Origin of the sequence: Paenibacillus sp. FSL M7-0134 (assembly GCF_038007865.1) — a bacterium.
GTDB classification, from domain to species: domain Bacteria; phylum Bacillota; class Bacilli; order Paenibacillales; family Paenibacillaceae; genus Paenibacillus; species Paenibacillus polymyxa_B.
Window position 1 is genome coordinate 320,410 of sequence record NZ_JBBOXV010000002.1, and the last position, 14,148, is coordinate 334,557.

At 45.0% G+C, this 14,148-nt stretch carries 10 protein-coding genes; 8 read left to right on the plus strand and 2 right to left on the minus strand.

The genetic code is table 11. The features are described from left to right. Nucleotides 1–105: 105 nt before the first annotated feature. Nucleotides 106–1,020, minus strand: a complete 915-nt coding sequence (locus NSQ58_RS17170; RefSeq protein ID WP_023986924.1) for an AraC family transcriptional regulator — start codon at nucleotides 1,018–1,020, stop codon at nucleotides 106–108. A gap of 174 nt (nucleotides 1,021–1,194) precedes the next feature. Between NSQ58_RS17170 and NSQ58_RS17175 the strand changes: the two genes are divergently transcribed. From NSQ58_RS17175 to NSQ58_RS17205, 7 genes are all read left to right on the plus strand, one after another. Continuing rightward, nucleotides 1,195–2,589 carry an MFS transporter gene (locus NSQ58_RS17175; RefSeq protein WP_075153715.1) on the plus strand — a complete coding sequence of 465 codons (1,395 nt, stop codon included), beginning with the start codon at nucleotides 1,195–1,197 and terminating at the stop codon, nucleotides 2,587–2,589. 57 nt (nucleotides 2,590–2,646) lie between these two features. After that, nucleotides 2,647–4,653 (plus strand): beta-galactosidase, encoded by a 2,007-nt coding sequence (locus tag NSQ58_RS17180; RefSeq protein ID WP_341057914.1) that lies wholly within the window; start codon nucleotides 2,647–2,649, stop codon nucleotides 4,651–4,653. Nucleotides 4,654–4,786: 133 nt separating this feature from the next. Further along, on the plus strand, nucleotides 4,787–6,586 hold the full coding sequence (locus NSQ58_RS17185; RefSeq protein WP_341057915.1) for a sensor histidine kinase: 1,800 nt from the start codon (nucleotides 4,787–4,789) through the stop codon (nucleotides 6,584–6,586). After that, nucleotides 6,583–7,650: a response regulator transcription factor gene (locus tag NSQ58_RS17190; RefSeq protein WP_341057916.1), complete on the plus strand. Its 1,068-nt coding sequence runs from the start codon at nucleotides 6,583–6,585 to the stop codon at nucleotides 7,648–7,650. The genes NSQ58_RS17185 and NSQ58_RS17190 overlap by 4 nt, the downstream gene beginning before the upstream one ends. A 218-nt stretch (nucleotides 7,651–7,868) precedes the next feature. After that, complete coding sequence (locus tag NSQ58_RS17195) at nucleotides 7,869–9,149, plus strand: ABC transporter substrate-binding protein (RefSeq protein ID WP_023986929.1); 1,281 nt, start codon at nucleotides 7,869–7,871, stop codon at nucleotides 9,147–9,149. Nucleotides 9,150–9,187: 38 nt separating this feature from the next. Then, nucleotides 9,188–10,072 (plus strand): carbohydrate ABC transporter permease, encoded by an 885-nt coding sequence (locus NSQ58_RS17200; protein ID WP_023986930.1) that lies wholly within the window; start codon nucleotides 9,188–9,190, stop codon nucleotides 10,070–10,072. Continuing rightward, nucleotides 10,069–10,896, plus strand: a complete 828-nt coding sequence (locus tag NSQ58_RS17205) for a carbohydrate ABC transporter permease (RefSeq protein WP_341057917.1) — start codon at nucleotides 10,069–10,071, stop codon at nucleotides 10,894–10,896. Before NSQ58_RS17200 ends, NSQ58_RS17205 begins: the two co-directional genes overlap by 4 nt. Nucleotides 10,897–11,855: 959 nt before the next feature. On the opposite strand, the gene NSQ58_RS17210 is transcribed toward NSQ58_RS17205, so the two are convergent. Further along, complete coding sequence (locus NSQ58_RS17210) at nucleotides 11,856–12,308, minus strand: hypothetical protein (RefSeq protein ID WP_028541046.1); 453 nt, start codon at nucleotides 12,306–12,308, stop codon at nucleotides 11,856–11,858. 242 nt (nucleotides 12,309–12,550) lie between these two features. Here NSQ58_RS17210 and NSQ58_RS17215 point away from each other — a divergent pair, with 242 nt between their 5' ends. Further along, complete coding sequence (locus NSQ58_RS17215) at nucleotides 12,551–13,945, plus strand: helix-turn-helix domain-containing protein (RefSeq protein WP_049828369.1); 1,395 nt, start codon at nucleotides 12,551–12,553, stop codon at nucleotides 13,943–13,945. The last annotated feature ends 203 nt before the right edge of the window (nucleotides 13,946–14,148 follow it).

The window sequence follows — 14,148 nt, forward strand, 5'->3', positions numbered from 1 at the left end:
TATAGAAAATAGAGTCAAAAGAGCGCGACAACCGCAATATTCGGTGTCACGCTCTTTTTTTTGTATGAATAGCAGGGTGGAGCCCTTGCTATCCGTCCTTATATCTTAAATCCTTTGTGCATCAGTAATCGGCTTTAACGTCTGACGGTATTTAAGTGGGCTGGTGCCTGTCCAGCGCTTGAACTGTCTGCTGAAATGAGCCAGACTGGAGTATCCGAGCAGGGAAGCTACCTTGTTGAGTGGCAGATTGGGCTGCTGGATCAGCACCTTAGCCTCATGCAGCTTGGTCTCCGATAGATAGTGACGTGGAGAATAGCCGTATACCTTGCGGAACACTTCCTGGGCATAGCCAGGACTGATCCCGAGGGAAGCCGCCACATCTTCAAGGCGGAACGCTTGCTCGCCAGATTCATCTTCCCGATAAGGTTTAAACCTTGATTGAATGGCTTCCATGATGGCCTTGGCATATTGAACGGATGAAGGCGCAATTCTGGGCTCCAAACCGGTAGATATCATTTGCGAGAATATCCCGAATAGCTCAAATAAGGCAATTTGCATACGAAAACGGTCTGCTGTCGTATATTCTCCGCTTTCTTGCACCATGCCAATCCAGCTATGGACGACCTTTTGCAGCTTGGTATTCGTTTCAGTACCCGCTGGGAAAAAGAGCTGATTGCTCTTAATCATTTCCTGACGGAACAATGGATCATCGACATTAAAATGAGAGCTAAAATAGTACATGCCGTTTGGGGAAACACACTGACTCACATGTTTGAAGCCAGGCGGAATGATTAAAATATCACCCTCCCCAACCGAATATACGTTATTTTCCATAATCGTTTCCTGACGACCTTCTAAAATGAGTGCAATTTCAAAACCGATATGAGATTCCTCAGGCATGCACCAATCCGCTTTGACCCGGTGAATATGGGCGCCAAAAAATTTCACATTCCAGTCAATAATGGGCAGCCATCGGCAATCGTGGAATAGAGCTGGATCAACATCAGGATTTAATATCATCAGATCACCTTCGATTAGGGCAAATTTTACACCGCTTAGACAATCTCATTGTATCTAACATTTAACTATAATAAAAGAGCGTTTACAAATGCTATAGTATAAGCTTTTACATAAAAGAAAGCGCTTATATGTAGATTTTTTGAAAGCGATGCCATATTGTAATCAGGAGGAGCTATGGAAACAACATCGAAAGAACGTGTATCGTATTACGTTTACTTTTTGGGGAGCAACGCAATTCTCTGTCTGGTCGCCTCTTTTGCGATGCTATTTTATACGGATTATGTTGGCATATCTGTTTCTATTATCGGTACTTTATTCGTACTAGCCCGTATATGGGATGCCCTTAGCGCTCCGATCTTCGGTGTGATCATTGACCGGGCCAATCTGAAGGGCGGCTTGTTCAAACCGTGGACGAATCTGGCTTCCATCATTTTGCCGATACTTACTGTACTTATTTTTCTCGTTCCTAATGATGCGTCGCTTACCGCCAAGGTGATTTATATCGCCGTCACGTATCTGGCATGGGAAATGTGTTATACGATCAGTGATGCGCCTGGCTTTGGGTTGGCTACACTGATGACGAAAAATACGCATGAACGTGATCTGTTAATGTCCAGAGGCCGGACGATGGTCTTCTTGGGTTTTATGGTCATCTCCTCATCTTCGGTAGCTGTGGCCAATCAGATATCATGGCCAATTTTGGCACTGATTGTTGCCATAGCGGGTTTGATACTCATGAACTTTACTCGCTTTAATGTCAAAGAACGGTATTCCAACAAGGCGGAGAAGGTTACGCTCAAGCAAATTATGACGTATCCATTGCAAAACAAGCAGCTTTTATTTTACCTGACGTCGTTTATGATGCTGTCTATGACCAATCTGCAAGGGATTGTCGTCAGTTACTTTGCCTTATACAACTTGAAAAATCCTATTTATATTTCCATTCTCATGTTCATTTCCTTGGGTGTGCAGCTGCTCACTGCGTTGATTTTACCACCAATTATTAAAAGATTCGGCAAGTGGAAAGTGAATGTCGTCAGCTTGATTGGATTGTTTACTACGGGCTTGTCCTTATTTGTAATCGGTTACAGCAACCCTGTTGTCGTATGTGTATTTGCGGTTCTTTTCGGTTTGTTCAGCTCTGCACCACAGCTCATGGTACCGATGTTTACGGCCGATTGTGTGGAATATGGCGCATTCAAAAAAGGCGTACGTGCCAGTGGTACCGCTTTTGCTACCCAAACGTTTGCAGGAAAACTGGGGGGAGCGGCAGCCAGTGGAATCGTCGCTTATGCGCTTGCCTTTGCAGGCTATGTCCCGAATGTACCGCAGACCGGACAGGTTCTCACATGGATATTCGCGCTCTATGCAGTAGTACCTGGAGTGGGGGCCTTAATTACGGCAGGTCTGTTTGCATGGCTGTACAAGATTAAAGAAAAAGACGTAGAAGGCTGGCTGGCAAGTGCGAAAAAAAATCTACAACAGGCAGATTCTGCGAAGCAGGGTGTTGCCGACAAGACGATATCCGTTCCATCCCTGAAAAAACCGCATAACAGCCACGGTGTTTGAAAATAACCTTATATAGCTCCACATACCCTATTACGAACCTAATTGGAGGACGACTTGATGAAAAAGCTACTGTACGGTGTTGCCTATTATGATGAGTATATGCCATATGACCGTTTGGACCAGGATATCCAAATGATGAAGGATGCGGGCATCAACGTGGTGCGGATTGCCGAATCCACTTGGAGTACGCATGAACCGCAAAATGGCGTGTTTGATTTTACCTCTGTGGATCGGGTGCTGGACGCCATGCATAAGGCGGGTATCGAAGTCATTGTGGGGACGCCCACCTATGCCGTACCCACATGGCTAGTGAAGGAGCATCCTGATGTATTGGCAACAACGCCTCAAGGTCCGGGCAAATATGGAGCTCGCCAGATTATGGACATTACGAACCCGGTGTACCTGTTCCATGCCGAGCGAATCATACGCAAGCTGATCGGACGGGTGAGTCAGCATCCGGCGGTCATTGGCTTTCAGACGGATAATGAGACCAAGCATTACCACACGAGTGGGCCCAATGTGCAATTGCAATTTGTAAAGTATTTGCGGGAGCGGTTCGAATCGCTGGAGGAGCTAAACCGCAAATTTGGTCTGGACTACTGGAGTAATCGCATCAATAGCTGGGAGGACTTTCCTTCGGTGGTCGGAACGATTAATGGAAGTTTGGGCGCAGCCTTTTCCCAATTCCAGCGCAAGCTGGTGACGGATTTCCTGGCATGGCAGGTCGCGCTGGTGAATGAATATAAGCGGGAAGACCAATTTGTTACGCAAAACTTTGATTTTGAATGGAGAGGTCATTCCTTTGGTGTTCAGCCAGACGTGGATCACTTTGCGGCATCGCAAGCCTTTGATGTGACTGGGGTGGATATTTACCATCCATCACAGGATGATCTGACCGGAATTGAAATTTCCTTCGGTGGCGATGTAGCGCGTTCGACGAAAAATAACAACTATCTAGTGCTGGAAACGGAAGCGCAGGCTTTTACCCACTGGGTTCCCTATCCGGGGCAATTGCGTCTGCAAGCGTTCAGCCATCTGGCTTCTGGAGCCAATATGGTGGCATACTGGCACTGGCATTCCATCCATAATTCCTTCGAAACCTACTGGAAGGGTCTGCTCAGCCATGATTTTGAACCGAATCCTGTGTATGAGGAAGCACAGACCATAGGGAAGGATTTTGCAAGATTGTCTCCGCATTTGGTCAACCTGAAAAAGAAAAATAAAACGGCGATTCTGGTCAGCAACGAAGCATTGACGTCGATTGACTGGTTTAAATTTAATATGAGCAGCCCGTTGAATTACAATGACATCGTACGCCGTTTGTATGACGAGTTGTATAAACTGAATATCGGGACGGATATTGTTCATCCAGGTACAGAATCGTTTGACGACTATGATCTCTTGATCGTCCCGGTCCTCTATTCTGCCCCAGACGCACTACTGGAGAAGCTGAACCGATATGTGGAGAAAGGTGGTCATATAGTATACACATTCCGAAGCGGATTTACTGACGAGCATGTGCAGGTGAGAACGTCCCGGCAGCCGGGCGTGATTAGCGAAGCCTGCGGCATTCATTACAGCTTGTTCGTGGAGCCGAAGAAGGTGACGCTCAAAAATAATCCTTTTGAGGTGGCACCAGAGGACAATCAGGTAGATACGTGGATGGAGCTGATTACCCCGACGACCGCCGAAGTGTTGGCCTATTACGATCACCCGCATTGGGGAAAATATGCCGCGATTACGCAAAACCGCTATGGTCAGGGAACAGCGACCTACATCGGCTGTATCGTCAGCCCGGCGGTCATCCGCGAACTATTCAGCTCTGTAGCCAAAAAGGCGGGAGTATGGGGAGTGGATCAGGAAACGTCTTATCCGATCATTGTTAAATCCGGCACAAATGAGCTGGGACGGACAATCCGGTACTATTTTAACTATTCCGAACAAGCAGGCTCGGTGGTATATCCACATGGAGACGGCAAGGAGTTAATCGGGAGGCGTACAGTTATCCAAGGACAAACGCTTCCATTAGAGCCTTGGGGTGTTATAATTATCGAAGAAGCGTAAATGATGAATAATGAGCTGAAACCAACTTACGAATAATATCATATAGGTATTCTCCGGGAGTATCCGGTAAATGAAGCGCCCCTGCGAATTGCGGGGCGTTTTCGCATATGGCTGAGTAGAGGAGTGCATCGCTATGCCAACCCGAGCAGTCCGCTGGTTCCGGGCGCTGACGGCCCCGTATCGACGCAGCATTCAGCTTAAGCTGATCTTGACGATGATTGTTCTATCTGTGCTGCCGGTCATTGCTGTCACGGTGCTGGCTGCGGAAAAAAGTAGAGCTTCCATGGAAACTGAAGTGGTAGAGACGAACATGTCCAATATGAAATGGACGGGGATCTATATCAGCGACCAGCTAGATCGTCTGAATCATCTGATTTACAGCATTCAGATCAGCCCTGATCTGAGCGATTATTTGAATGAGCGCGAGCCTGACAATCTTTCGAGCCAATTTAATGCCCAGCGAAAAATGCTGAATACGATGGCGAATGTGTATTATTCGGCCGGAAGTCATGTGATCGGCATCCAGCTTTATTTGAAGCAATCGCAAACCCTGTTTACCTTTAATAGCATGCAAAATGAAATTACGACAGTGAGCGGTATTCCCCCACAGTATGCCGAGATGTGGCAAGCGAATAAGGATTATTCGATTCGTCCAAGCTCTGCTGACCCGGAACGCTTTACTTTGACGCGCAGTATTCGGCGTTTTGAAGATCAGAAGCAGACGGGAGCTATTTCATTGGATGTATTGTGGTCGCAATTCGATCAGACGCTGGGCCTGCTGGGACGAGGGGATCAGCATCAGGTGCTAATTACAGATGCGGATGGCAGGGTCATGTATCCAGCACAGGCTCGGCAGTCGCCTCCACCTGCAGGTGTGCTGACAGCTCTTCGTGACGTTAAGTCAGGCCCTGGAGTGATTCAAACTGCTGAACATTATGTGTTCTATAATGATCTGGATGTAGTTGGGCTAAAGCTGGTCAAAATCGTACCCACTTCCTCCATTAACCACAGTGCCTTTTCAACCATGCTGTATGGTATTATCGTAGGCGTGATTTCAATCCTGGTTTCCATCTGCATTGCCGTTTTCATCGCATGGCGGACTGCACGTCCGATTGTTCATTTGGCGCGTTCCGTACAGGAGCTGGATATGATCAAAGGACCGATTGGACAGCCAAGTACACGCCCGGATGAGATTGGGCTGCTGGAAAGAAGTCTGCATGGGATGGCAGGCCGAATTCGCGAGCATATTCAGGCGGAATACAGTATAAATTTGCAAAAAAAGACGGCTGAATTGAAAGCACTCCAAGCGCAGATTCATCCACATTTTCTGCAAAATACGCTGCAAATGATCGGAAGTATGGTATTTTCTCAAAAGCCGGAGGACACCTATGAAGTCATTCGGTCGCTGAGTGAGATGTTCCGTTACGTGGTACGGGAACCTCAGGATTTGGCCTCTTTACGCGCAGAGCTCGACCATGTGGGACACTATATGCGCATCCAGCAACGACGATTTCCACAAAGATTGGTGTTCCAGGTGGAGACGGAAGAACAGGCGATGGATATTCGACTGCCTAAGCTATCGCTTCAGCCATTGTTGGAAAATGCTTTTCAGCACGGTCTTGATCGAAAGGCGGGGGCATGGCAAATAGGGATTCGGGTGGAGATTATGAAACAAGATGTGTGTATTACGGTTTGCGATAATGGAAACGGCATGGCCCCGGACAAGCTGGAAAAACTACGGGCAAAGCTGGAAAACGCGTCGGAGGAACCGATCTGGGCGCAGGGTAGTCATATCGGATTGAGCAATGTGTCTTCACGCATACGGATGAATTTTGGAGTGCACTACGGAGTGACGATAGATAGTGAGCAGGGAGTCGGTACACGTGTCACCATCCGCATTCCATTCACCTCAGCAGAGGAGGGAAAAGTATGATCAGAGTATTAATTGTGGACGATGAGCCGTGGAACCGCGATATTCTGAAGACATTTGGCACATGGGAAAAACTTGGAATGTTGGTAGTGGGTGAGGCTGAAGACGGGGACGAGGCGTTCAGGCTGGTCGGGGAGTTAGCTCCCCATATTGTGATTACTGATATGCGCATGCCGGGTGCGGACGGAGTGGAGTTGCTGCAAGCACTAAATAACCATTGTCCTGATGTGAAAATCATTGTCGTGAGTGGATATGATGACTTTGCGTATGCCAAACATGCCATCCGTTATAAGGCCGTCGATTATTTGTTAAAGCCAGTCAATCCTGCAGAGCTGAATGCAGTGCTACTCAAATGCAAAAACGATCTGGAGGTCAAGGTGGCTGAACAGCAGCAAGAAGCGACAGAGCTGGATTATGAGTTTTTTCACAGGTTGACCCGGTATAAGCAACTGCTGCGTCTTTATTTTAATGAGCTGAACTGTGACGGGGTGAACTTAACCTGCAGGCAGGTTATGCAGGAGTTGGAGAGTTATGGAGCACCAAGTCCACATATGCTAGGCAGGCTGGTGCAGGAGCTTCTTTCCCTGCTGAAAGAGCTCGCAGCGGATAACGGGCTGGATAATTCTACGACAAAGGCAGGATTTCCACTGCCGCAGGATGCCGTATCCTCTGTAGAACATGCGCTGGAATTCGTATCGTCGTGCTATGTTCAGGAACTGGATCAGCTCATTCGGCAGCGGAAATACAAAAACAAACTGAATTTAGAAGAGGTACGGCGATATATCGACAGTCACTTTGCTGGGCCGATTACACTGGAGCAGTTGGCGAAAAACTTTTTTGTGAGCAAAGAGTATATGAGCAAGGTATTTAAGCAGGAGTATGGTCAAAATGTAACGGACTACATCGTAGAGCGAAGAATGGAAAAGGCGCGGGAATGGCTGGCCAATAAACAGATTTCAATTAAAGCAGTTGCGGAGATGGCAGGATATGAGGATGTGTCTTATTTCTATCGGGTATTTAAAAAGCATTTTGGCATGGCACCCGGTGAAATGAGGAAGGAAGTTTAAAAAAGTCCAATTCAATAAGCTAAGGGTGTCCAATGGCAGAAGTGACCTCCCACTCTATAATGAAAGCGTATACAAAACAAGCGGTACAAAGGAATTTGGCCTTACGAAGTTCGCACAGAGCTGAATAGAGGTTGAAGACCGGCGGCATAGCTGCTTTGAATAACAGCTGATTTGCCGATGGGTAACAGTTATTTTCAAAATAGGGGAGGTCATTTTTCATGAAAGTGTGGAAAGGTGTATTGAGCACGATGCTGGTTGGCACGTTATTGGCCGGGTGTGGAGCGAATTCTTCAGGCAGTGACAGCAGCGGTTCCGGTGGAGACGGCAAAACGGTGAATCTCAAAATGTTTATTGCTCAGCCCCGTTTGAAGGAGCACTACGATAAATACATTAATGCGTTCGTAGCGAAAGAGAAGAAAGATAAAAATATCGACGTTACGGTCCAACTGGAGATGCCGCCTGCTGACAACGCCGCACAAATTTTGAAGACAAGACTCGCATCCAACGATGCGCCGGACGTATTTGCATTGCACGCGGTGAATGAAATTCCTCCGTTTTATAAAGCGGGCTATTTGGAGGATTTGTCCGGTCAGCCTTTTGTTAACAAATTGATGGATAGTGTGAAGCCTTCGGTGACAACCAAAGACGGAAAGGTCGTAGCGGTTCCTTTGGAGACGATCTCATGGGGCTACTTGTACAATAAAAAGATATTTAAGGATTTGGATTTGCAGCCGCCGGGAACGTTGACCGAAATGAAGGCTGTGGTCGAGAAGCTGAAAGCGAATAATGTGAAACCGTTCCTGTTGTCCTACAAGGAATCCTGGATTCCACAGCTGTTTGTGCCACTTACGGCAGGTGCAATGATGAACACACAGAATAAGGATTTTATCGACCGGATGAATCAGGATAAAGGCTCTTTTTCCGAAATGAAGAGCATGTTCGATATTATTGATCTGGTAAATAGCAACGGTACTGACAAGGCGCTGGAAATCGGCGGGGATGATGGATCGGCTGCGTTTGCCTCGGGTAAAGCGGCGATGTGGATTCAAGGGCCGTGGTTCGCGGAAACGATTTTAAAATCGGATCCGAAGATGGATTTTGGGGTAGCACCGCTGCCGATCAATGACGATTCCAATGCGACATTGATTAATTTGTCCACTTCGACTTCGCTGGCTGTATCCTCTACAAGCAAGAATAAGGAGGTTGCGCTCGATTTTGTTAACTATGTGCTGGATGACAAGGATTCTAGCGCGTTCTATGAAGCATTGAAATTTAACCCGATCTCCAAAGTGCATACGTTTAAAAGCTATCCTTGGGTTAATGACGCTACCGAATACGTGAAAGCAGGCAAGTCGTACCAAGATCCATCTATCCCGCAAGCGGTTAAGGACGAGGCAGGCAAATCGCTACAATCCTATTATGCTGGTCAGCTCTCGCAGGATGACGTAATTAAGGCGCTGGATAAGGCATGGAAATCGTATAACAAAGTGAACAAGTAACGGTAACCTACAGAATTACACCGGGAGGGAGAGACTCCATGCCTTTTAAAATCTATAAAAAATACGTCATGTTACTGGCGTTTACAGCCCCGGCGCTGATCTTTTATGCTATCTTCCTGCTCATTCCAACGATCAGCGGCATGTACTACAGCTTTACAGACTGGAACGGATTGAATCCTAATTACAGCTTTATCGGCTTGGGGAACTTTGTGGAATCGTTGAAGGAAGACCCCGATTTTCTCAATTCCCTTTGGTTTACCCTTAAATACGTATTGGTCATGATTGTGCTGCAAAATGTACTGGCACTGGCACTGGCAGTGTTGATTGAGTCGCGTACACGTACCAAAGGATTTTTCCGGACGATATTTTTCATGCCCAATATGATCAGTACCATTATTAGCGCATTTATGTGGACCTTCGTTTTTTCTTCCGTGCTGCCACAGATCGCCGAAAAGACGGCTATCGCATTTTTGGGCCAATCGTGGCTGGGCGATCCGAAAGTATCTTTCTTCTCAATTATTATCGTGTCGCTCTGGAATGGTGTCGGTTATATGATGATCATCTATCTGGCTGCGCTTCAAGGTGTACCACAAAGCTTGAAGGAGGCTGCTATTATTGACGGGGCGAACGCATTTCAGACATTGCGAAGCGTAACGATGCCAATGATTACTCATGCGATTACGATCTGTTTCTTCCTGACGCTGAATGGTGCCTTCAAGGTGTATGAGGTCGTATACGGACTGACTGGCGGGGGGCCGGGGCGCAGTACACAGGTGATTACGATGAACATTTATGAGGAGGCCTTCTCCAACAACTTCCGTTATGGTTATGCGAGCGCCAAATCCGTTATTTTATTCGCAATCGTTCTCATTTTCACCCTGATTCAGCTGCGTGTCATGAAGAAGAGGGAGGTGGAGGCATGAGGCTGAAGAAAGCCAATTCCTTGTTGATTACGCTGATTCTGTGCGTGGGCGCAGTCGTGTCCTTCTTCCCAATCTACATGGCGGTAATTAACTCGTTTAAAACACAGGGTGAGATGTTTGCATCCTTTACGGCGCTGCCCACGAAGCTTCACTTTGAAAATTACAGTCAGGCTTTTCATCAGACTCATTTGCTGAACAGCGCCCTTAATTCCACGATTATTTCTTTTATCGGCATTGGTGGCATTGTGATCTGTTCGGCACTGGCAGGCTACAAGCTGTCTCGTACACAGGGGAAATTGAGTAGTGTGATTTTCTTCCTGTTTGTCGCATCGATGCTGGTGCCGTTTCACTCTATTATGATACCGCTTACGCGAATGGCAAAAGATTTGTCCGTTCAAGGCAGTACGTACGGCTTGGCCCTGATCTATATCGGCTTGGGTGTGAATATGGCGATCTTTTTGTATCATGGATTCGTCAAATCCATTCCTCGTGAGCTGGAAGAATCCGCACAAATGGACGGCTGTAATGAGTTTCAAACATTCTTTCGCATTATATTTCCATTGCTGCTGCCAATCACAGTTACCATTGCGATTTTGGATTTTCTGTGGATTTGGAATGACTTTTTGCTTCCATTGTTGATGCTGACGGATGTGAACCATTACACCCTGATTCTCTCGACCAATATGCTGTTTGGAGAGTACAACAAGGATTGGTCGCTTATTCTGGCCGCACTTGTGCTGACCTCCATCCCGGTTATCCTGATCTACGCCTTCTTTCAGAAATTCATCATGGAGGGCATTGCGGAGGGAGCGGTTAAGGGATAAGGTGGAAAGCCTTCCTATCAACAAGGAAGGCTTTTTCTCTGATTCAGCTTTTTTCGCGCCAACGTTTCAATAAAAAGATAGGAAGGGTTACAAACAAAATTGCAAAGGCTACAATGATCCACCACTGAGGGTCAATGATATACAACACGACTCCGATCAGCAGAACTGTTGTTATTATGGAAATTCTCACTTTCAACATTATTCTCTTACTCACCCTAGCTTCTAATTTTGGCAGCGTTATGAGGGTGATTGCAGTTAACGCAGCAAAAAATATGGAGGTAAATGAATTATAGATAATATCAGCTCCCTTGATTATTATGCATACCTCATATTCCACTGGGCTTAAAATGTTGAGAGTTTACTTGTAATAAGATATGCTTCTCATTTGAAGTTAGCCACAATTCCTTTACTTTTGAGTATATTGCAAACGCAACTCTTTATGGAAAGGAACGTTTATGTGAATTGTAAATGAACATCAAACAAAATCGATATAACTTGTTTAATCTATTGAGAGGGCACATGGAGATTGTTTGCCGCCCATAAAGTTAACAAGTAAAAGAAGAACAGGATGCCTATTATAACTCCAATTACGATAAAAAATTTCTTTTTCATCACTCTCTCCTCTTCATTACAATGAATAGGTCTTCCATTTGCAACAAGGGCTTTAATTTACGAATACCGTGACATAGTTTGTCTCATATACTATCTTTTCCTTTATCCAACTATAAAGGATGTGACCAATAACAAGCGCAGAACCAAGTACAAGGACTGTAGTGTGCCAAGTCCACTCTTGTATTCCACTAAGAAAGACAGGAGCGATACCTATGAGAACTCCGATCACTAAACCAACAATTATCACTACATCAGGTGTTTTGCTACCTTCACCTTTATTTTTTTGGAAAAATTAAATAAAGCGCCTTGGATTTAACTCCAAGACGCTCCCCTGCTTGTAATAACGGTTAGTTAATGTCTGATGGGTACTGACCAGTAGTAGCCCAAGCCTCGCCATCAACTTTGTTTCCGTCGGCTCTGAATTGAATTACGTATTTCCCTGAAGGCATCCCATTAGGGAATGAATTAAGACTATTCCACGTTAATGAGCCTCCTTTGCCAACAGTTTTATAGACATATTCTTTCCCGTTACCCTGCAAGCTCCAAGAGATAGTTGATGTTCCTTGATTCCGAACTTTAATCTTTACATGTCCATAACCTTTATCAACAGTTAAGTCCATCGTCGGACTTGTCCCACCAAGAACCTCATGTACCTCTTGACCAGTTTGTTGGATAACTATACCTCCATGATCCTTCGATACTTTAATCCCCGTAACTGGTGCGGCAGTAGCAGCCAGCGGAGCTACTGCCGTAAGAGCCAATACACCTGTAAGAATGATTACTGTGTTTTTAAACTTCATCAAAAATCGCCCTCTCGATTGGTATAATTTGTACTACTGACCAAGTATATCATTAAAAAAGGAATATAGTGTATATTTTTGTTAACAAAATGGTAAAAAGCATTAATATTCGAAAATATATATTTTATTCGAATATTGCATGACATATATTTCAAAGCTTATTGACAACTGTTAAATTATGGACAAAAATAGAATGCAATAATAAAAAGTTTTGGAATTTCTGTGTGGAAGGTGGATATGACATGAAGCATACACCTACGATTAGAGCAGAATTAGATAGTTACCTACAACAAAAGGGTTTGAGCTTAGCGCAATTCGGACAACTTGCAGGCATGAATAGGGGAATAGTAAGTGCTATTGTGACAGGGAATAAGTCAATGTCTGTTAACCAGCTTGACCTAATCACTGAGGCTATGGATTTACCAGAAGGGTATTTTTACGATCTGTTTATAGAAAACTACATCATCGACACCCCCCCGAATATGAGGCGAATCGAGCCATTTCTATTTCGTTGTGCGGAGTTGGACAAGTTGGATGCGATTAGTCGAGTGGTGGGAGCCATCATGGACAATCTACTGTATTCGCCCAAGCTATTTGAAATTGCAGAAGAATTGTTGAAGCAGGGAAGACATGCGGCTGCACTACTGCTCTATGAGGGTGTGGCTGAAGCGGAGAAGTATCAACATTCTGAACGATTGGCAGTCTGCCAATATCGTATATTCACGATTCAAGTTGGAAACGATCAAAGCCGGAATCTCAAGGCAGCAACGCTATTTGAATCCTTCGTGGAACGTCTGGATGAAATAGAACAGCTTGACGCGCTGAAGGATTTAGCAAACGTGTACAGGTCTTTGCGTAAATGGGACAAGGTTGAGGAAGTAGCTAGAACAATGAGAGCTAAAGCTGAAATCCAATATACTTTGGAACATCAACAGCAGAGTCGAATGCGTGATGAGTCTTCCAAGAAACTAAGTCGTCCACTGTTTGTGTACATCGCTTATGCTGATTTGTTGTGTTCAGGTTCTTGCGAAGCTAAAGGCGATTACCACCAAGCCCTACAGTATACATACGCCTACACTAATTTAGATTGGGTTTTGGAGAAGGACGAGGACACCCAATACTGGATGGGCTTGTTCCAAAACTGGGCAGAAGGTAACACGTACGTATATAAGCTTTTATCTGGAGATGTAAGCGTGCTAAACGATTATGTTCAATATATTATTGCATCAAGTGATAAAGTCGATAAGGAAATGATCGTAAAGCTTTTGAACGTAATGTTTGCAGCTAACCGATTTCAGTTAGACGTGAATGATATACTTAAACGGTTTGAAATGATTATTGATTCTTTTGTACAACAGCCATCATCGGATATGTATACCTATCAGGTAGTACCAGAGCAAACAACACGTTTTAAATATGAACTTGCTAAATACTACTTGAACAGAGGCAATTACTCTTATGGCTTCAGATACCTGCTAGACGTTTTATCTAAATCATTAGCCAATAACAAAGAATCCTTCTTCATTAGATGCATAAGATTATTTGAGCAGTTTAAACAATTTGCTGACGTTAGAACTTTTATAAAGTATGAAAGTTTAGTTAGTGTAGGGCAAAGAGAAAGATTATTTTACTATTAATATTTATGCCCTCTATTTTAGAATGAATGGTTAGACAATGTTAAAAAAATGGTACTGCTAATGATTGCAGCTAGTTTTTTGTTTATTGTTACTGTACCTGCCCAGACGCATGATATACAGCCTCATGTACAGCATGGAGGTGCTTAAGCGTAAGCAAACAAATCACCGCCATCCAGTGGTTGGCGGTGATTTGTTATTTTGGA

Excerpts from the sequence above, each read along its gene's own strand:
- NSQ58_RS17170 (WP_023986924.1), bottom strand. The coding sequence starts at position 1,020 with ATGATATTAAATCCTGATGTTGATCCAGCTCTATTCCACGATTGCCGA.
- NSQ58_RS17205 (WP_341057917.1), top strand. The coding sequence starts at position 10,069 with ATGAGGCTGAAGAAAGCCAATTCCTTGTTGATTACGCTGATTCTGTGC.
- NSQ58_RS17200 (WP_023986930.1), top strand. The coding sequence starts at position 9,188 with ATGCCTTTTAAAATCTATAAAAAATACGTCATGTTACTGGCGTTTACA.
- NSQ58_RS17180 (WP_341057914.1), top strand. The coding sequence starts at position 2,647 with ATGAAAAAGCTACTGTACGGTGTTGCCTATTATGATGAGTATATGCCA.
- NSQ58_RS17210 (WP_028541046.1), bottom strand. The coding sequence starts at position 12,308 with ATGAAGTTTAAAAACACAGTAATCATTCTTACAGGTGTATTGGCTCTT.
- NSQ58_RS17215 (WP_049828369.1), top strand. The coding sequence starts at position 12,551 with ATGAAGCATACACCTACGATTAGAGCAGAATTAGATAGTTACCTACAA.
- NSQ58_RS17195 (WP_023986929.1), top strand. The coding sequence starts at position 7,869 with ATGAAAGTGTGGAAAGGTGTATTGAGCACGATGCTGGTTGGCACGTTA.
- NSQ58_RS17185 (WP_341057915.1), top strand. The coding sequence starts at position 4,787 with ATGCCAACCCGAGCAGTCCGCTGGTTCCGGGCGCTGACGGCCCCGTAT.
- NSQ58_RS17190 (WP_341057916.1), top strand. The coding sequence starts at position 6,583 with ATGATCAGAGTATTAATTGTGGACGATGAGCCGTGGAACCGCGATATT.
- NSQ58_RS17175 (WP_075153715.1), top strand. The coding sequence starts at position 1,195 with ATGGAAACAACATCGAAAGAACGTGTATCGTATTACGTTTACTTTTTG.